Annotated in this window: 18 protein-coding genes; 7 read left to right on the forward strand and 11 right to left on the reverse strand. The window is 64.9% G+C overall.

Annotated elements, in window-relative coordinates; genetic code table 11:
• Positions 1–22: 22 nt before the first annotated feature.
• On the forward strand, positions 23–790 hold the full coding sequence (locus CH302_RS02030; RefSeq protein WP_037194089.1) for an NAD(P)H-dependent oxidoreductase: 768 nt from the start codon (positions 23–25) through the stop codon (positions 788–790).
• Here CH302_RS02030 and CH302_RS02035 read toward each other — a convergent pair whose 3' ends face one another.
• From CH302_RS02035 to CH302_RS02050, 4 genes are all read right to left on the reverse strand, one after another.
• Positions 791–1,279 (reverse strand): FBP domain-containing protein, encoded by a 489-nt coding sequence (locus CH302_RS02035; RefSeq protein ID WP_037194087.1) that lies wholly within the window; start codon positions 1,277–1,279, stop codon positions 791–793. It abuts the gene before it with no gap.
• 1 nt (position 1,280) lies between these two features.
• On the reverse strand, positions 1,281–1,847 hold the full coding sequence (locus tag CH302_RS02040; protein WP_037194085.1) for a TetR/AcrR family transcriptional regulator: 567 nt from the start codon (positions 1,845–1,847) through the stop codon (positions 1,281–1,283).
• Between the two features lie 69 nt (positions 1,848–1,916).
• Positions 1,917–3,665: an ABC transporter ATP-binding protein gene (locus CH302_RS02045; RefSeq protein WP_037194083.1), complete on the reverse strand. Its 1,749-nt coding sequence runs from the start codon at positions 3,663–3,665 to the stop codon at positions 1,917–1,919.
• Positions 3,662–5,410 carry an ABC transporter ATP-binding protein gene (locus CH302_RS02050; RefSeq protein ID WP_176460624.1) on the reverse strand — a complete coding sequence of 583 codons (1,749 nt, stop codon included), beginning with the start codon at positions 5,408–5,410 and terminating at the stop codon, positions 3,662–3,664. Before CH302_RS02050 ends, CH302_RS02045 begins: the two co-directional genes overlap by 4 nt.
• A gap of 105 nt (positions 5,411–5,515) precedes the next feature.
• Here CH302_RS02050 and CH302_RS29890 point away from each other — a divergent pair, with 105 nt between their 5' ends.
• From CH302_RS29890 to rsgA, 3 genes are all read left to right on the forward strand, one after another.
• Positions 5,516–5,689 carry a hypothetical protein gene (locus CH302_RS29890; protein ID WP_008710019.1) on the forward strand — a complete coding sequence of 58 codons (174 nt, stop codon included), beginning with the start codon at positions 5,516–5,518 and terminating at the stop codon, positions 5,687–5,689.
• A 52-nt stretch (positions 5,690–5,741) separates the two neighbouring features.
• Complete coding sequence (locus tag CH302_RS02055; RefSeq protein WP_037194081.1) at positions 5,742–7,190, forward strand: alpha,alpha-trehalose-phosphate synthase (UDP-forming); 1,449 nt, start codon at positions 5,742–5,744, stop codon at positions 7,188–7,190.
• Positions 7,191–7,345: 155 nt separating this feature from the next.
• Positions 7,346–8,356, forward strand: a complete 1,011-nt coding sequence (gene rsgA / locus CH302_RS02060) for a ribosome small subunit-dependent GTPase A (RefSeq protein ID WP_037194078.1) — start codon at positions 7,346–7,348, stop codon at positions 8,354–8,356.
• A gap of 1 nt (position 8,357) precedes the next feature.
• Here rsgA and CH302_RS02065 read toward each other — a convergent pair whose 3' ends face one another.
• A complete protein-coding gene (locus CH302_RS02065) occupies positions 8,358–8,588 on the reverse strand; it encodes a hypothetical protein (RefSeq protein ID WP_032376217.1) in 231 nt (76 codons plus the stop codon).
• 159 nt (positions 8,589–8,747) lie between these two features.
• On the opposite strand from CH302_RS02065, the gene CH302_RS02070 reads away from it, so the two are divergent.
• Positions 8,748–10,163, forward strand: a complete 1,416-nt coding sequence (locus tag CH302_RS02070) for an MFS transporter (protein WP_037194257.1) — start codon at positions 8,748–8,750, stop codon at positions 10,161–10,163.
• The gene (locus CH302_RS02075) at positions 10,160–10,564 is read left to right on the forward strand and encodes a MarR family winged helix-turn-helix transcriptional regulator (protein ID WP_037194076.1); all 405 of its coding nucleotides are present in this window, start codon (positions 10,160–10,162) and stop codon (positions 10,562–10,564) included. The genes CH302_RS02070 and CH302_RS02075 overlap by 4 nt, the downstream gene beginning before the upstream one ends.
• Positions 10,565–10,573: 9 nt before the next feature.
• Here CH302_RS02075 and CH302_RS02080 read toward each other — a convergent pair whose 3' ends face one another.
• The 6 genes from CH302_RS02080 to CH302_RS02105 all read right to left on the reverse strand — a co-directional run bounded on the left by CH302_RS02080 (position 10,574) and on the right by CH302_RS02105 (position 16,631).
• On the reverse strand, positions 10,574–11,320 hold the full coding sequence (locus CH302_RS02080; protein WP_037194073.1) for an FAD-binding oxidoreductase: 747 nt from the start codon (positions 11,318–11,320) through the stop codon (positions 10,574–10,576).
• 473 nt (positions 11,321–11,793) lie between these two features.
• Positions 11,794–12,210, reverse strand: coding sequence for a heat shock protein transcriptional repressor HspR (locus CH302_RS02085; RefSeq protein WP_052047962.1), 417 nt, complete (start codon positions 12,208–12,210; stop codon positions 11,794–11,796).
• A complete protein-coding gene (gene dnaJ, locus CH302_RS02090) occupies positions 12,210–13,385 on the reverse strand; it encodes a molecular chaperone DnaJ (protein ID WP_037194072.1) in 1,176 nt (391 codons plus the stop codon). Before dnaJ ends, CH302_RS02085 begins: the two co-directional genes overlap by 1 nt.
• A 31-nt stretch (positions 13,386–13,416) precedes the next feature.
• Positions 13,417–14,049, reverse strand: coding sequence for a nucleotide exchange factor GrpE (gene grpE / locus CH302_RS02095; protein ID WP_037194070.1), 633 nt, complete (start codon positions 14,047–14,049; stop codon positions 13,417–13,419).
• On the reverse strand, positions 14,046–15,890 hold the full coding sequence (gene dnaK / locus CH302_RS02100) for a molecular chaperone DnaK (RefSeq protein ID WP_032376212.1): 1,845 nt from the start codon (positions 15,888–15,890) through the stop codon (positions 14,046–14,048). The genes grpE and dnaK overlap by 4 nt, the downstream gene beginning before the upstream one ends.
• Before the next feature lie 240 nt (positions 15,891–16,130).
• Positions 16,131–16,631: a hypothetical protein gene (locus CH302_RS02105; protein WP_037194068.1), complete on the reverse strand. Its 501-nt coding sequence runs from the start codon at positions 16,629–16,631 to the stop codon at positions 16,131–16,133.
• Between the two features lie 297 nt (positions 16,632–16,928).
• On the opposite strand from CH302_RS02105, the gene treS reads away from it, so the two are divergent.
• Complete coding sequence (gene treS / locus CH302_RS02110) at positions 16,929–19,109, forward strand: maltose alpha-D-glucosyltransferase (RefSeq protein WP_037194066.1); 2,181 nt, start codon at positions 16,929–16,931, stop codon at positions 19,107–19,109.
• Positions 19,110–19,116 lie beyond the last annotated feature (7 nt).

Genomic DNA, 19,116 nt, shown 5'->3' on the forward strand with positions numbered 1-19,116 from the left:
GACGTAGCCCAGGATCGAGAGCATGAACATCCTGTGGGTCCATGCCCATCCAGACGCCCGCTCCCTCAACGGTTCCCTGCGTGACGCAGCCCTGGATCAACTTCGCGCCGACGGCCATAGCGTCGAGCAGTCGGATCTGTATGCAATGAAGTGGAATCCGGTGGTCAAGCCAGAGGACTACGATCACGATCCGACCGAGCGATTCCAGGTGTCCAACGCGTCGAGATCGGCCCTTGCTGCAGGAACTCAGGCCCCGGAGATCGCCGCGGAACAACAGAAGCTGCTGCGGGCCGATGCCGTCGTGCTGCAGTTTCCGCTGTGGTGGTTCTCGATGCCTGCGATCATGAAAGGCTGGGTGGATCGAGTCTTCGTCGAGGGATTCGGATACGGCATCAGGCGTGCAGACGGCCGCACCAGGCGTTACGGCGACGGCGTGCTCGCCGGCAAGCGTGCGATGGTCGTCGTCAGCATGGGCGGCAGCGAACACACGGTGTCAGCACGCGGCATCAACGGTGACCTGCACGAGATGCTGTACCCGATTCAGCACGGCATCCTGTTCTACACCGGCATGTCCGTACTGCCGCCGGTGTTGATCGCCAGCGCCGACCGGATGACCGAAACCGATTACGCTGCAGCAGAATCAGAGCTCCTACAACGCGTCAAGGGCCTGCCCACGGACGCGCCCATCCCCTACCGCACGCAAAACGGCGGCGCCTACGACCGGCGATTCGTACTACGCGACAACATCGAACCCGAGGACACCGGCATCCGAGTACACACCATCAGGTGATCAATCGAGGACGCGAGCGAGGAACGCTCCGATGTTGTCTTCGACTGCCGCGGTGCGGGTCTCGACATCGAAGTCCTCCTTGAACTGTCGGCCCAATGCCGGGGTCTTCTTCTTTCGCGCATACAGCGAGCACGCGAGGTCCGAGCAGATGTAGGTGCCCACAGTATTGCCACGCCTGCCGGATTCCCCGGCCTTCGCGGCGGCCATCAGAGACACCCCGCCGTTGGCGTGCGTGGTGAGGCAGATGCTGCACATCTGCGCCTTCCTGGGCCCGCCAGGCTTGTAGCGCAACGCGATTCCACACAGGCGATCCCCCGAAGCAGCGACGATATAACTCCTGCCGGCGAGCTTGGGGTCGACCCAACCGAAGAAGTCGAGATCGTCCCACGGCACGTCGTCGATGTTCTCGGGAAGCGAGAGCCGCTTGGCGTCGCCCTTGGACGAATTGACGAACGACGACCTGATGTCGCGTTCGGAGATCGGTTCCATGTCACTGCCTCCAGTGCTGTAAAAGTGTGTCGATTCCGTCGAGGATGCGAGCCCAGGACTGCTGCGAGTCGGGCGCACTGTGACCGAACGAGCCAGACGCGTCGAGGCTGGCGTAGCCGTGAAACACACTGCCGAGCAATCGAACTGCATGTACCTGATCCTCTTCACCGAGGTCGTACCCCCGGAGGATCGCTTTCATCATCGTCGAGTGACGCACTCCCGCACTTGCAAGAGCAGTCTCGTGATCGAGCGGAAACTGCGTCGCTGCATATCGACCGGGGTGTTCGCGCGAATAGTCGAGATACGCGTTGGCGACGGCAACCAGAGCGTCTTTTCCTGCTCGGCCCGCCAGTGCCTCGGACACCCGATCGGCCAGTTCCTCCAACGCCAGCAGCGCGATCCCGACGTTCAGCTCGTGCGCGTTCTTGAGGTGCGAATACAGGCTTGCCACCTTGACGTCGAAGCGTCTGGCTACCTCGCTGGCGGTGACGCGATCGAAGCCGACCTCATCGGCCAGATCCGCTCCCACCGCCACGATGCGTCGAGCGGTCAATCCTGCACGTGCCATGCCGGCCTCCTCGTTCTTTCGAGGACACCGTAACCAAACCTAATGGCATTAGGCAAATTGCTATAGCAATCAGCGACCCTGCCACGCCTCCCACAACTGTGCGTATCGTCCACCGGCCGCGACCAGCTGCTCGTGCGGACCCTGTTCCAGAATCCTGCCGTGTTCGAGAACCACCACACGGTCGGCGGCGGCAGCCTGGGTGAGGCGATGCGCGACGATCAACGTGCTGCGCCCTCTGGTCGCTGCCTCGGCCGCGGCTTCGAGGTCTCGTGCCCCGGAACTGCCGGCTTCTGCAGTGGCCTCGTCCAGCACGGCGACGGCCGGGTCGGCGAGAACCAGTCGCGCCAAGGCCAACTGCTGCGACTGAGCCGCGGTCAACTGGTGTCCACCCTCGCCGACGGCAGTGTCGAGGCCGTTGTCCAGCGCCTCGACCCACGCCCAAGCTCCAACGGTGCGCAGTGCGGCTTCCACGTCGTCGCGACCGGCATCCGGGGCGGCGAGCAGCACGTCGTCGACCAACCGGCCGGCGAACACGTGGACTTCCTGGCTGACGATCGCGACGTGCCGCCGCAACCCTTCGCTGCCGAGCGCATCCAGTGATGCACCCCCGACACGAACCGTCCCCGACGTCGACGCCATCGAACCGGCCGCGATGGATGCGATCGTGGATTTGCCTGCGCCGGTGGAACCGACGAGTGCGACTGTCTCGCCGGCGTCGACCCGGAGGTTCACTCCGTGCAGCACCTCGTGGCCGGACTCGTACTCGTGTCGCAGATCGGTGACGTCCAAGGTGGCGTCGGCGGGCGCGGAACCGTCGCCCACGGGTCGCTCGTCGGGAATGTCGATGACACCGACCAGTCGAGCCAACGATGCTCCGGCGGACTGGATGTCGTCGAACGTGAACAGCAGGGTGCCGATCGGATTGAACAGTCGGTGGAACAGCAGTGCAGCGGCCGTCGTCTCGCCGACGGTGACGTAATCGCCGCGCACGAGCAGGAATCCGGCCAGCAGGATCACCGACAGTCCGACGCATTCGGCACGATTGTTCCGAGATGCGAATCGAGTGAGCAGGCGGAACACGTCGACTCCGATGTCGCGGGCCTTCGCCGACGCCCGATCGATCTCTTTCAGATGCGCCGACTCGAGTCCGTACGCGCGAACGGTTTTCGCGCCCTGCATGCTGCTGACGAAGGACTGCGCACGCTCGCCCATCGCCACGCGTTCGGCCGCGTACTTCGGGGCCGAGCGCGGCAGATACCAGCGCAGAGCGAGGACGTACATCGGCAGCGCGACGAGCCCGGCCAGACCGAGCCGCCAGTCGATGCCGAGCATCGTGATCATGCTCAGGCATACGAGCAGGAACGCGCCGACGAGCTGCGGGATGACCTCACCGATCGACTTGGCCATCACCGCGACGTCGTCGCCCACCCGGGAGAGCAAGTCTCCCTTGCCCACTCGCTCGAGCGTGGCCACCGGCAGATGCAGCGCGCGCCGCACGACCGCCTCACGCAGCGACGCCAGAATGCCCTCACCGAGACTGCTGATGAGATAGCCGCTGAACCCGGTGACGATGCCGCCGACAACCGCGGCCACCGAGATGACGACGACCACCCCGATAATCGCCGACGAGTCGGCTCCGTCGCGGACTCGGTCGACCAGAACACCAAGCACGTAGACGGGCACCAACGACATCGCCGCCGCAATTGCGCCGAGGAGCAGCGTGACCGCCGTACGCGCCCGTCGTAGCTTCAGCTGTTCGAGCAGCCACTTCCCGGACCGTGCTCCGGTGGCGATCGGAAGGAGTTCGGGGGTGGTCATCGCAGCACCGCGTCCTTGTACTGCGCGTCCGAGGACGCGAGATCGTGGTGCGTTCCCTCGGCGACGACGCGACCGTCGTCGACGACGAGAACGCGATGGGTCACCGACAGCAGCGCGGGGCTGGTGGTGATGAGGATCGTTGTCTGCGAGGTTCTTTCGGTGTGCCGGAGTTCGGCGATGCCGCGAGCGATGGCGTGCTCGGTGACCGCGTCGACAGCGGTGGTGGGGTCGTGCAATACCAGGACCGGGGCGTCGACCGACAGTGCTCGCGCCAAGGCCACTCGCTGGCGTTGGCCGCCGGACAGGCTGGCTCCGCGGTCGGTGACGGCGTGATCGAGACCGGCATCGTGCAATTCGACGACGTCGGTGGCCGCGGATGCCTGGAGAACTCGGTCGAGTTCGGCGTCGGGCCGCTCCCGCCCGGCGGTGACGTTGCTGCGGACGGTGCCCGCGAACAGATCGGTGATGTGGGGCTCGACGAGCACCGTCTCGCGGGCGCGTCGAAGATCGATCTCTCCCGCCGCAATGCCGCCGATACGAACAGATCCGGTGTAGTCGGCGTCGGAGATCTGACCGGACAGCAGCGTGGCCAGCGCTTCCCCGTCCTGGGGCCGGTAGGCGACCACGCCGAGCATCTCGCCCGGTTCTGCACGGAAGGTGAGTCCGTCGAGGGAACGGAACCGGACGTTGTCGACACCGAGATCGGCCCCGACGGGCACCGCGGATTCCGACTGCGGCAGAACGTGTTCCGCACCAAGCACGAGGGCGAGCCGGTCGGCCGATCCGCGCACCATCGCAACGACGCCGGGGATCCTCGCCAATCCGGTCAGAGGTTCGATGACGAACTGCGCAAGGCCGATGACCGTGATCAACTCACCGACCGAAATGCGGCCCTGCAGCGCGAACCAACCGGCGGTACCGGCGATCCCGACGGCCAACAGCGCGTTGACCGTCGCCGACAAGCCCTGATAGACGTTGTTCGCGCGAGCCAACTTCAGAGTCGCAGCCAACGCTGTTCGACTCGACGTCACGAATCGTTGCGTCGCGGCATTCTCGGCACCGATTCCGCGCAGCGGCCGCACTCCGCTGACCAGATCGGTGGCCATACCCGACACACCGGCCACCTCGGCCTGCTGTGCGGTGGCAGCACGGGTGAGCAACGGAGCGAGGCGTTGCAGCGCGATCAGGATGACCGGCGTCCCGATGACGACCGCGAGGCCCAGAGGAATATCGATGATCAGCAACGCCACCGCGGAGGCGACGACCGCCACGGCCGACGCGAAGACCCGGGCGATCAGATCGAGAATCCAGGACTCCTTCTCGGCGTCGGACGTCGAGACCGTCAGCAACTCTCCCGCCGACAGCTCGGTACGCACACCCCGCGGATCGAGGACGCGACCGGCGACTTCGACGCGCACCAGATGCGCCTCCCGCTCGATGGCGACCACGATGATGCGGGCACCGACCCGCCACGCGTACGACAGGGTGACGAACAAGGCCGCGAGACCGACCAACGACAGAATCATCGCGGTCACATCTCCGGTGTCGATGGCCCGCGAGACGATCAGTCCGATGGCCACCGGGACCATCGTTTCGCACAGTTGATGCACCCCGAACAGCAGCGACGAGACGATCAGGCGGGTGCGATGCCGTCGTACGGTGCGGCGGAGAATCGCGGAGCCGGTGGCCGGAGAAGGCACCTCCACCACTGTCCGAGCATGGCGGAGCGGCACAGAATCGGTCATTTGCTGCAGCCTATGGCATCGGGAACTGGCGATGGGGCGCCACATTTACATAGAGTCGGGTCCAACGAACACCGTGTAAGCCCAGCAGAGAGTACGGAGAACACCATGCCTGCCAAGACTTCGACCGACAACGACATCGCCGACGAAGACATCGTCCCACTCGAGTACGAGACGGCCAGCCAGGCTCAGCGCGTCGTCGCTGCCTACGCGACCGATGCCGACGAATGCCGCATGTTGCTGTCGATGTTGGGTATAGATCCCGTAGCGAAGACCGACTGACAGGTTTTCGCAGGACTGTTTACCCAGGGATCTACAAGCGGATTGGACAGTTGTGGCTGACGCCTCGCAGGGTTCGGATTTTGTCGTCGTGGCCAACCGGTTGCCGGTCGATCTGGAAAAGCTTCCGGACGGAAGCACACGATGGAAGCGAAGCCCAGGCGGGTTGGTCACCGCTCTCGAACCGATTCTGCGTGCCAACAAGGGTGCGTGGGTGGGGTGGGTCGGCGTCTCGGACGTCGACGTCGAGCCGTTCGTCGAGGACGGCCTCCAGCTGCGTCCGGTCACGATCAGCGAGAAGGAATACACCCAGTACTACGAGGGCTTCTCCAACGCGACGCTGTGGCCGCTCTATCACGACGTCATCGTCAAGCCGGAGTACGACCGCGACTGGTGGAACGCCTACGTAGAGGTCAACCGCCGCTTCGCCGAGAAGACCTCCGAGGCCGCAGCACAGGGCGCGACGGTCTGGATCCAGGACTACCAGCTCCAGCTCGTCCCGAAGATGCTGCGGATGCTGCGCCCCGACCTGACCATCGGGTTCTTCCTGCACATCCCGTTCCCGCCGATCGAACTGTTCATGCAGATGCCGTGGCGCACCGAGATCGTCGAAGGACTGCTCGGAGCCGACCTCATCGGTTTCCACCTGTCCGGCGGCGCGCAGAACTTCCTCTACCTTGCCCGACGCCTCGCCGGGGGAACCACCTCGCGCGGAACCGTCGGAGTGCGGTCCAAGCTCGGCGTCGTGCAGGTCGGCTTCCGGACCGTGCGAGTCGGCGCGTTCCCGATCTCCATCGATTCCGGTGACCTCGACACCAAGTCGCGCTCCAAGGCCGTCCGTGATCGCGCGAAGCAACTGCGCAAGGATCTGGGGAATCCCAAGCGCATCATGCTCGGCGTCGATCGCCTCGACTACACCAAGGGAATCGACGTTCGACTGAACGCGTTTCGCGAACTGCTCGAAGAGGGCCGCGTCGATCCGGCCGAGAACGTCATCGTGCAGTTGGCGACGCCCAGCCGGGAACGCGTCGAGAGCTACGTCGCCATGCGCGGCGAAATCGAGCAGCAGGTGGGCCGCATCAACGGCGAGTACGGCCAGGTGGGCCACCCCGTGGTGCACTACCTGCACCGGCCGATCCCCCGCGACGATCTGCTGGCCTACTTCGTTGCCGCAGACGTCATGCTGGTCACCCCCTTGCGCGACGGTATGAACCTCGTCGCCAAGGAATACGTGGCCTGCCGCAGCGATCTCGGTGGCGCGTTGGTGCTCAGCGAATTCACCGGTGCCGCAGCAGAACTGCGCCAGGCGTACCTGTGCAACCCACACGACCTGGACAGCGTCAAGGACGCGATCATCGGAGCCCTCGAACAGGAACCGGAATCGGGCAAGCGACACATGCGCGCCATGCGTCGGCAGGTGCTCGCGCACGACGTCGATCGCTGGGCCCGCTCCTTCCTGACCGCGCTCGCAGCACCGGCGGAGGGCACCAACCTCACCCGATAAATTCGCTTTCCAGACACCGTCGACGGCTGCTACTTTGCCGTCGACGGTTTTTTCATGTATCGAGTTCATGCGTTTTCACGTGAGGAGGTGGGCATCGTGGCCACCTGGACGATTGCACCCCCGAGCCCTCGTTCCTCCTCCCCCAAGGATCTCGCATGTCTCCACTCGAGCATTACGGCCTCGATCAGCACTGGCTGACGGAATTCGAAAAGCATTCTCAGGAAACAACTCTCGCCCGCGTCGTTCGCGTCGACCGCGGTGAATTCGACGCCGTCACCGACAGCGGCATCGTCCGATGCACCGGCACCGGTATCTGCACCGGCGATTGGGTGACACTGGACTCGTTCAGGCTCGTTGCCACACTTCCTCGCCGCACATCCATCGAACGCGCCTCCGCCGGATCCACCTCCGACACACAGGTTCTCGGAGCCAACGTCGACACCGTCGTCGTCACGGTCGCGTCGGACACGGCCCTCGACCTCGGTCGCGTCGAGCGCTACATCACCCTCGCCTGGGGCAGCGGCGCTGTTCCCGTTCTCGCGATCACCAAGACCGACCGCGGAAGCGTCGCCGAAGAGCTACTGCTGGCCGCCGCGCCGGGCGTCACCGTGTGCAGCACCAGTGCGGTGTCGGACGGCGGAATCGACTCGTTGGCAGCGCATCTGCGCGGCACGGTCGCCCTGATCGGGCCGTCGGGATCCGGAAAGTCGACACTCGGCAACGCCCTGTTGGGCGGTTCGGTTCTCGCCACCGGTGCCACCCGGTCGGCCGACGGCAAGGGCAGGCACACGACGGTGCATCGGGAATTGGTGCCGATCCCTTCCTCGAGCCTAGTGCTGCTGGACACCCCGGGTTTGCGTTCCGTGGGCGTACAGGGATCGGAAGACGCTGTGGCGAGCGCCTTTTCCGACGTCGAAGAGCTGGCCGCGTCGTGTCGGTTCGGTGACTGCGCGCACGAACACGAACCCGGCTGTGCGGTGCTCGCCGCCGTCGATGCGGGTCAGCTCACCGACAGAAGGTTGGGCAACTACCGAAAACTGTTGCGGGAGAACGCCTGGTCGACCTCGAGGCACGACGCCCGAGCGCGCAGCGAGAAGCTGCGCGAGTACAAGCAGATCTCGAAGTCGCTACGCCAGAAATACGCCGTCGACGGCAAGAGGAGGTAGGTTAGCTCTCGTCGAACAGTGAGGGACTGTCGGTCTCCGCCTCGGCCTGCCGGGCCGAACCTTCACTGCTCGACGCCTTCCGCACCACCTCGACCGTGGTGGTGCGTACCGACAACCGATGGCCGTCGTGATGCTCGAGCAACGCCAGACCCTGACGGATCTCGAGCACCTTCCACGGGCCTGCGTGCCCGGACGCCTGAACCAGGTCGCCTGGTGCGATCTCGGAAGCCACTGTTGTTCTCCATTCACCGAGCAAGCATTTCGGGGTCGAGCAAGTCTGTGACACACACCCTATCGGGCGTGCTCTGCGTGCATCTCACTTGCTCGCCGAACAAATTAGGAGTACTCATGTAATAGTTGTAGATATACAAGCATTATCGCGGAGGTGAACGTGGCCGAGTTGACTCGACGACACCGGTATCTCGTGCTCGGCATCTGCTGCCTGAGTCTGTTTCTCGTCAGCACCGACAACACGATCGTCAACGTCGCACTGCCGTCGATGCGCGCAGATCTGAACGCTTCGGTATCGGGTCTGCAGTGGATCATCGATGCATACACGCTGGTCGTGGCGTCACTGCTGATGCTCGGCGGCTCGATGGCCGACAAGTACGGCCGCAAGCGCTTCTTCCTGATCGGCACCGGAACGTTCGTCCTCGGCTCTTTGCTGTGCAGCGTCGCACCGTCGCTCGGATGGCTCGTCGCCTTCCGCATGCTGCAGGCCGTCGGCGGTTCGATGATGAATCCTGTCGCGATGTCGATCATCACCAACACCTTCACCGACCCGAAAGAACGTGCAGGAGCCATCGGCATGTGGGGTGCCGTCGTCGGAATCTCCATGTCTGCGGGTCCGGCCCTCGGCGGCATCCTCGTCACCGGTGCCGGTTGGCAGTCCATCTTCTGGATCAACGTCCCCGTCGGGATCTTCGCCTTGGCGATGACACTGAAATTCGTCCCGGAATCCAAAGCCGAACACTCGCGCAGGTTCGATCCGGCCGGCCAGTTCCTCATCTTCGCGTTCCTCGCGTCCCTGGTGTTCACCATCATCGAAGGTCCCGCGAAGGGTTGGGGGTCGCCGCTGATCGCGTTCACCGGTGCCGTCGCCATCGGCTCTCTCGTCGGGCTACTGGTGGTGGAGTCGCGAATCGAGGAGCCGCTCATCCAACTGAAGTTCTTCCGCAGCGCGCCGTTCAGCGGAGCGACGGTGATCGCGGTGTGCGCTTTCGCGTCCCTCGGCGGATTCCTGTTCCTCAACACCCTCTATCTGCAGGACGTGCGCGGATACTCGCCACTGCACGCCGGTCTCTACACCCTGCCGATGGCGTTGATGACGCTGATCTTCGCGCCGATCTCGGGCCGCATCGTCGGCACACTGGGAGCGCGCATTCCGCTGCTCGTCGCCGGTATCGGCTTCGTGGCCTCGGCGTTGATGCTCACCCGCCTGACTCCGACGACCTCGTTCGCGTGGCTGGCCGTCGCGTACGTGATTTTCGGAATATCCTTCGGCATGGTCAACGCCCCGATCACCAACACCGCGGTGTCCGGAATGCCGCGCAGTCAGGCCGGAGTGGCATCCGCCATCGCGTCGACGAGCAGGCAGGTGGGTCAATCGCTCGGCGTGGCCGTCGTCGGATCCATCGTCACGGCGAGCATCGTCGGTGAGATCTCCGACGGCTTCACCGCTGCCGCGGTTCCCGCGTGGTACGTCATCGCAGGCGCAGGCGTGGTGGTCACCGCGCTCGCAGTGGTCACCACCGGCCGGTGGGCCCGCGCGACCGCCGATCGAATCGACCAACCGGTGCTCGTATGACCGGCTCGGAGGCAGCACTCGTCTGGCGCGAGATGCGTGCGCTGATGCTCGAGAAGCACGACACCCGCCGAGCCGTCGCCGACGCCACCGGGATGAGTTTCCTTCGGGCCAAGCTGCTCACCAAGTTGCTCGCGGGCGATCGGACGGTCACCGAACTGGCCGAGATCCTCGCCTCCGATGCGCCGTACGTCTCGCTCAACGTTCGCGAGCTGGAAAAACGGGAACTGGTGATCCGCACCGAAGATCCCACCGATCGCCGACGCCGCATCATCGGACTCACCGAATCCGGACGCCTCCTCGCCGAGAAGGCCCGAGCGATCGCCGACGCCCCGCCGCCGGAATTCACGACGGTATCCGCCGAAGACCTGGCACATCTACGACGGATTCTGCAGCTGCCCTGATTACTCGCTTCAGCGGCGGATGGCGTCGAGCGGTGTGCCGATCTCGACGAGCGCGCGCACGGTCGCCGCTTCCATTCCCGGCGAGCCGCAGACCAGGATCTGGCGATCCGGGAACGGCCCCTGCGTGGCGACGACGTCTGCCACACTGCCCTCCCAGCAATGCTCGGGCTCGAAGAACGCTGTGCTGGAACCGATCTCGGCATGAATGCGATCGTTCCATCGATCCGACGCCCACCGCTCGTGCAGTTGGTCGACGACGGGAACGACGGTCAACCACGGCAGCTCCGACGCCATCAACCACAGCATGTCCCCGGCGTACAGATCGCGAGGCGACTTGCCGCCGACGAACAGCGTCACATTCGGTGGCCGCTCCCAGCGCGTGAGGTCGAGCAGAATCGCTCGCAACGGAGCGAGGCCGGTGCCACCGGCGATCATGACGACGTCGCGCCCCGAATCGTCGACATGCAGACCGCCCTGCGGATCGCTGATCTGCCACACGTGACCGGGCCGCGTCTCGTTGACGATCGAGCCGCTCACCCACCCGGCCGGCACGGCTCGAACGTGGAATTCCAACTTTCCGTCCCGCGACGGCGGCAGCGCGGGTGAGTATCGCCGTGTCAGCGCAGCGTTCTGGGGCACTGTCACCGACACCGACTGGCCTGCCGCGAACGGCACAGCGTCGCCTTCGAGTCTGATGACCGCGAGGTCGTTCCGAAGCCGGTGATACTGAACGACCGTCGAACTCCACGCCTGCATGCCGACCAGGATAGGGGTCGAAGCGGGGTGTCTCGCAAACGCGCGTGAGGTTCGGCGCCCCCGCCCCGGTCGACGCCGCAAAAGCGCGCGCGTTTGCCGAACGCGCGCGGAATAGTGACCGATCGCCGGCGAATCCGCGCGCACCTGACGAACGCGCGCGCGTTTGCGAGGACGTGTGCAGCAGAGACCCGGGCTCAACACCCGCGGACCGACCCGACCTCAGATGCCCAGTCGACGCCAGGTTCGCCACCGCCGACGCCCCGGTCGAGGCCGCAAATGCGCGCGCGTTTGCCGAACGCGCGCGGAATAGCGACCGATCGCCGGCGAATCCGCGCGCACCTGACGAACGCGCGCGCGTTTGCCGAACGCGCGCGGAATAGCGACCGATCGCTGGCGAATCCGCGCGCACCTGACGAACGCGCGCGCGTTTGCAAAACAGTGGAGGGCGAACGGTGAAGGGCGAACCCTCGAATTCAGCGCTGGTGCTTCGGCTTCCAGACGACCAGGGCGTTGCGTTGAATCGGCACCAGGTCGCGGCGATAGCTGGCGTGCACGGCCGCCAACTCCTGAGCCAGTTCGCTGATACGCGACTGCAGAGCCTCGACCTGATTGGTCAGCTCGATGATGCGCTTGATACCGGCGAGGTTGACGCCCTCGTCCTGCGAGAGTCGCTGCACTTCGCGGAGCAGTGCGACGTCACGCGGCGAGTAGCGTCGACCGCCGCCGGTGGTGCGATGCGGGGTGACGAGTCCGAGTCGGTCGTAGGTACGCAGCGTCTGCGCATGCATGCCCGCCAATTGAGCCGCGACGGAGATCACGAAGATCTGGGCGTCGGGATCAGCTTGCCCGCCACCGGCTTTCGCGGATCCGCCCTCGGGAGGGACCGACATCACACACCTGCCCACCCGGCCCGCGGGTCGAATCCGCTGGCCTTCTCGGCTTCCAGATAAGTCTTCAGAGCGTCGGTAGCAGCATCGTCGAGTTTCTGCGGGACGGCAACTTTGACGGTCACCATCAGGTCTCCGGTACCGGACTTCTTCGGGATACCGCGTCCACGCACCCGCAGCACTCGGCCGTCGACAGTGCCCGGTGGCACCTTCACTCCGACGCGACCCTCGAGGGTGGGCACCGACAGTGTCGTACCGAGCACCAGTTCTCCGTAACTCACCGGAACGGTCACCGTCAGGTCGTCGCCGGTTCGGCCGAACACCTTGTCGGGCTTGACCCGAACCGTGACGAACAGATCGCCCGACGGCGCTCCGCGCAGCCCGGCTTCGCCTTGACCGGCGAGCCGGACCTTCTGACCGTCACTGATACCGGCCGGGACGCGCACGGTGATGGTGCGGGTCCGGTTCTGCACTCCGGTACCGCGGCAGTCGGCGCACGGGTCGTCGATGATGGATCCGGTACCGCGGCAGTCGTCGCACGGCTCACTGAAGCCGAACGCGCCTTGGTTTCTGTTGACGACACCCTGGCCGTTGCATTTGGGGCACACCCGCGGGCTGGTTCCGGGCTTCGCGCCGCTGCCGTGGCAGGTGGTGCACGAGGACGGGCTGGTCAACCGCAAGGGGACCGTAACGCCCTGTGCCGCTTCACGGAACTGCAGCGAGGTCTCGGTTTCGACATCGCTGCCGCGTCGGGGCCGATTGTTCTGCGGGCGTTGCTGCGCGCCGCCGCGACTGAACAGGCCACCGAACAGGTCGCCGATTCCGCCGTCGCCGCCGCCTTGACCGAAGATGTCGCCGACATCGAAAGTCTGGCCGCCGCCGCCGAATCCGCCTGCGCCGGGTGAGAATCCACCGCCGCCGCGGTTACCGAACCCGCCCGAGGCGAAGAGCCGTCGTGCTTCGTCGTATTCCTTGCGCTTGGCCGGGTCGGCGAGAACGGCATGCGCCTCGCTGACCGCCTTGAACTTGTTCTCGGCCGAGGCGTTGCCGGGATTGGCGTCGGGATGATTGTCCCTGGCCAACTTTCGGTACGCCTTCTTGATCTCTTCTGCGGTCGCGCTGGAGGAAACGCCCAGCTCCTTGTAGAAGTCCTTCTCGATCCACTCCCGCTGGCTCACCGGGCGTTTCCTCCTCTCGCGCTATTTCTGTTTACTGCTCGTCGGACGCGGGTGCATCCGATTCTTGTGCTGCATCGTCCACCACGCCGACCATCGCGGTACGCAGGACGCGCTCGCCGAGCTTGTAGCCCTTGCGCATCAGCGTTCCAACGACCGGGCTGCTGCCGTCGCCCTCGTGGGAGACGGCCTCGTGGATGGCCGGGTCGAAGGCGTCGCCCTCGGCCCCGAAAGTGGTCAGGCCGATGTTCGAGAACACCCCCGCCAACTTGTCTGCCACTGCCTTGAGCGGTCCGGTTTCGAGATCGCCGTGCTGGCGAGCTCGCTCGAGGTCGTCGAGAACCGGAAGAAGCTGCGAGACGACGGACGCCTTGGCGTTCTCCGCTCCGGTCTGCTTCTCGCGGTCGGTACGACGCCGGTAGTTGGCGTACTCCGCCGAGACGCGCTGCAGATCTGCGGTGAGTTCTGCGACCTGAGTGTCACGCGGGTCTTCCACGACGTCACCGTCGACGGTCCCTTCGTCCACCGAGTCGGGCTGGGGCGCAGCCCCGGTGCCCACCAGGGGCTCCGGAACTGCGTCACCTTCCCGTACTTCACCGGTCTCGGGATCGATCTTTCGCTTGTCCACGAAGGTGACCGGTTCTTGCTCGGTGTTCTCCGACGTCACTTCTTGTCCGTGTCGTCGGCGGGCTCGTCGACAACCTCTGCGTCGACGACACCGTCGTCAGCGGCCTGCGCGCCACCCTCTGCGCCGCCCTGCTCCTTGGCCTGAGCCTCGTAGATGGCGGTGCCGAGAGCCTGCGACTCGGTCGAGAGCTTCTCCACGGCGGTCTTGACTGCCGAGATGTCGCTGCCCGCGAGAGCCGTCTTGGCGTCGGCGATGGCGGTTTCGACGCGTCCCTTGAGCTCGGCGTCGACCTTGTCCTCGTTGTCCTTGACGAACTTCTCCGTCTGGTGGACGAGGGACTCGGCCTGGTTGCGGACCTCGGCCTCTTCGCGACGAGCCTTGTCCTCGTCTGCGTGAGCTTCCGCGTCGGCGACCATGCGGTCGATCTCTTCCTTGGACAAGCCGGAGCCGTCCTGGATCTTGATCGTGTTCTCCTTGCCGGTGCCCTTGTCCTTGGCCGTGACGTGCACGATGCCGTTGGCGTCGATGTCGAAGGTGACCTCGATCTGCGGGACGCCGCGAGGAGCCGGGGGCAGCTCGGTCAGCTCGAAGGAGCCGAGGAGCTTGTTGTGCGAGGCGATCTCGCGCTCACCCTGGAAGACCTGGATCTGCACCGAGGGCTGATTGTCGTCAGCGGTGGTGAAGGTCTCGGAACGCTTCGTCGGGATGGTGGTGTTGCGCTCGATGAGCTTGGTCATGACACCACCCTTGGTTTCGATACCGAGGGACAGCGGCGTGACGTCGAGGAGCAGAACGTCCTTGACCTCACCCTTGAGGACACCGGCCTGCAGTGCAGCACCGACGGCCACGACCTCGTCCGGGTTGACGCCCTTGTTGGGCTCGCGTCCACCGGAGAGTTCCTTGACCAGCTCGGAGACGGCGGGCATACGCGTCGAACCACCGACGAGCACGACGTGGTCGATGTCCTTGACTGCGATGCCGGAGTCCTTGACCACTGCCTGGAACGGCGCACGGGTGCGGTCGAGCAGGTCGGAGGTGATCTTCTGGAACTCCGAGCGGCTGAGCTGCTCGTCGAGGAACAGCGGGTTCTTGTCGCCGTCGACCGTGATGTACGGGAGGTTGATCGAGGTGCTCTGTCCGGAGGACAGTTCGATCTTCGCCTTCTCGGCGGCCTCGCGCAGACGCTGCAGCGCCATCTTGTCCTTGGTCAGATCGATGCCGTTCTGAGCCTTGAACTTGTCGACGAGCCAGGTCACGATGCGCTCGTCCCAGTCGTCGCCACCGAGGTGGTTGTCGCCGGACGTCGCACGAACCTCGACGACGCCGTCGCCGATTTCCAGCAGCGAGACGTCGAACGTGCCGCCACCGAGGTCGAACACGAGAATGGTCTGCTCGCTGTCGCCCTTGTCCAGGCCGTATGCGAGAGCTGCCGCGGTGGGCTCGTTGACGATGCGCAGGACGTTGAGGCCGGCGATCTGGCCGGCTTCCTTCGTGGCCTGACGCTGTGCATCCTCGAAGTACGCGGGAACGGTGATGACCGCGTCGGTGATTTCCTCACCCAGGTAGGCCTCGGCGTCGCGCTTGAGCTTCTGCAGCGTGCGCGCGGAGATTTCCTGAGGGGTGTACTTCTTGCCGTCGATCTCCACGGTCCAGTCCGTGCCGACGTGGCGCTTCACGGAACGAATCGTGCGGTCGACGTTGGTGACCGCCTGGTTCTTCGCGGGCTGGCCGACCAGCACTTCACCGTTCTTGGCGAAAGCGACGATCGACGGGGTGGTGCGTGATCCCTCGGAGTTGGCGACGACAACCGGTTCGCCGCCCTCGAGGACGGACACGACCGAGTTGGTGGTCCCGAGGTCGATACCGACCGCACGAGCCATAATGTTTCCTCCTGTTATTGCGTGGATTCAGTCCCTGGGTGAGCGAACTCCACTCAAGTTTGCATAACGCGATCTGTCGCGTCAACTTCCAACTTGAGCCTCATCCACTCAAGGCTGCTGACCTGCACAACGGAGGGTGTGGCGAATTTGTTCCCCACTGCCGTAGGCACACACAGCAGTACGCCGCGACGATCACGAGGATCGTCGCGGCGCAGCGGGGAGAAAGAATTCGTGAAGGAGTTACGCGGAAGGCTCCTCGACCGGGGCGGGGATGCAGCTGTGGGTGAGCAGTCCACCGGTGATGTTGTCGAGGAAGTTCGCGTCCAGCGCACTGGCGAAGGCTGCCGCACCTGCGGGGCGAGCCATCCATTCGCGATCGACAGAAGGCACGGTGTACGTCGCTGCTTCGCCGGCCTTGATGGTCGTCTCGGTGTTCTGACCCTGCACGCCCGGCAGTGCGCCGTAGTTGACGTTGACGTTCGACGCGTCGTCCGCGCCCACGTTGTCGACCTTGACCTGCAGTGCCACGACGCCACCTTCGGGCGCGTCCTCGACCGTGGTGTCACAGACAGCGGCCATGGTCACCACCAGGTCGGGGCTTTCGAGAACCACCGAGCCGAGCGGGCCGACGGGCTCGGGGGCAGGTTCGGCCGATGCGGCGGGTGCGAGGGCAACCGCACCGATGGCGGCGGCCAGAGCGGCCGTCGAGGCCAGGATCGATGTGCGGGCAAGACGTCGCATGAACAACTCCTGTAGCTGAAGGGGATGTGACTCATGAGTCTGATGTGACTGATGGGACAGTTGGTACCTGTTTCACTATGTCCTAAAGGAATCAGACATTCCACACCAGGCGGTATCGATTCGATGACGTTCGCATATCGAAGGAAAAGGCCCCCAACGAATCACATCGATGTAGTTCGACGTCGTTCTCACCGGTCGGCGAGCCAGGTTTCACCGGTCGTCGATCAGGGGAACCACAACCCTGCGGATCGGCCGCGCCCTACGTAGGGTTGAAGAAAAGCGAGGCTACGGAGGCACATGGATCCCGAAGTGCAGCACGAACCGAGCGAGATCACCTACGACGAGAAGTTCTATCCGGCTCGGCCGAAACCACTTCGACCTTCGGTGCGTCGCGCCAATCGGAGCAACAGCCCCACCCCGGACAGCGAGCCGGTGGCATCGAACCCCGAGTACGTGGACTGGCTCACCGAGCAGTCGATGTTGCGCGACGCCAAACTGATCGCCGAGCAACTCTCGGGCAAGGGCAGCATGTGGCAGAACCCGTATGCCGACCCCGATCCTCGTGCGGCCGTCGAGCGCGCTCCGGTGTGGTTCACCGCGTACCCCATCTCGGTGATCAACGCGCCGCAGACGAGCTTCCTGAGCACTCTCGGCGACGAGAAGCTGTGGCAGGCCTTCTCCGAAATCGGTGTCACCGCAGTGCATACCGGCCCGGTGAAGGTGGCAGGCGGTATCCACGGTTGGCGTCCGACCCCCTCGGTCGACGGCCACTTCGACCGCATCGGCATGCAGATCGACCCCGCGTTCGGATCGGAAGAGGAGTTCCGACGCCTCTGCGTGGTGGCCTCGGCGTACGACGGCATCGTGATCGACGACATCGTGCCCGGCCACACCGGCAAGGGTGCGGACTTCCGGCTCGCCGAGATGGCCGTGGCCGACTACCCCGGCATCTACCACATGGTCGAGATCGAGCCTCAGGACTGGCATCTGCTCCCCCGGGTGCGCGCCGGTGCCGATTCACAGAACATCGACGCCGAGGCCGAGGCCAATCTCGCCCGCGCCGGCTACATCATCGGTCAGCTGCAGCGCGTGATCTTCTACGAGCTCGGTGTGAAGGAAACCAACTGGAGCGCAACGCCTCCCGTCGTCGGCATCGACGGCGTCGAACGCCGCTGGGTGTACCTGCACTACTTCAAGGCCGGTCAGCCGTCGATCAACTGGCTCGATCCCTCCTTCGCCGGCATGCGACTGGTGATCGGCGATGCGTGTCACTCCATCGCCGACCTGGGCGCAGGAGCACTACGTCTGGACGCCAACGGTTTTCTCGGCGTCGAGCGTCGAGCCGAAGGACCGGGCTGGTCCGAGGGCCATCCCCTGTCGGAGGCGGCGAACCATCTGATCGCCAGCGTGGTGCGCAAGATGGGCGGGTTCACCTTCCAGGAGTTGAACCTGACGATCGACGACATCAAGGCCATGGGCACCAACGGTGCCGACCTGTCGTACGACTTCATCAACCGGCCCGCGTATCAGCATGCGCTCGTCATGGGGAACACCGAATTCCTCAGGCTCACCATGACTTTGGCCCGCGACCACGGCGTCGACACCGCATCCCTGGTCCATGCGTTGCAGAACCACGACGAGATGACCTTCGAGCTCATCCACTTCGCCACCCTGCACGCCGAGGACGAGTTCACCTACGGCGGCGAGGCGGTCAAGGGCAGCGATCTGGGCGACCGTATCCGCGGTGAACTGACCGATCGACTCACCGGACGCTGGGCGCCGTACAACCGGACGTTCACCACCAACGGAATCGCCTGCACCACAGCGAGTGTGATCACCGCATCGCTCGGCATCCGCGATCTGGACCGGATGGACGAGCAGGACATCGAGACGGTCAAGCGGGCCCACCTGCTGCTCGCGATGTACAACGCGTTGCAGCCGGGCGTGTTCGCACTGTCCGGTTGGGATCTACTGGGCATCTTGCCGATCGCGGCCGACGAGGTGGACGACCTCATCCGCGAAGGCGACACCCGCTGGATCAACCGCGGTGCACACGATCTGATGGGGTACTTCCCCGAGGCCGTGCGCTCGGAGTCGGGCATCCCTCGCGGGCGCAGCCTGTACGGCTCGCTCCCGGAGCAGCTGGCGGATCCGCAGTCGTTCGCCCGCCAGTTGGCGCGAATCATCGAGTTGCGCAAGCGGTTCGGGATCGCCACCGCTCAGCAGATCGACATTCCGACGGTCTCGCACAAGGGCCTGCTGGTCATGGTGCACGAGCTCAGCCAGGGAACCATCCAGGCCACGGTGCTCAACTTCTCGTCCGAGGAGATCAGCGCGACCATTCAATCCAAGCACCTGGTGCCCGGTACGTGCGCCATCGACGTCTTCGACGACAACGAGATCGCGACCGTGGACGAGTTGAACAGCTTCCCGATGACTCTGCGTCCGTACGAGGGCGTACCGGTGGTGCTGCGCTGAGACCGCG

The sequence above is a fragment of the Rhodococcus sp. 15-2388-1-1a genome (assembly GCF_002259145.1).
GTDB lineage: Bacteria > Actinomycetota > Actinomycetes > Mycobacteriales > Mycobacteriaceae > Rhodococcoides.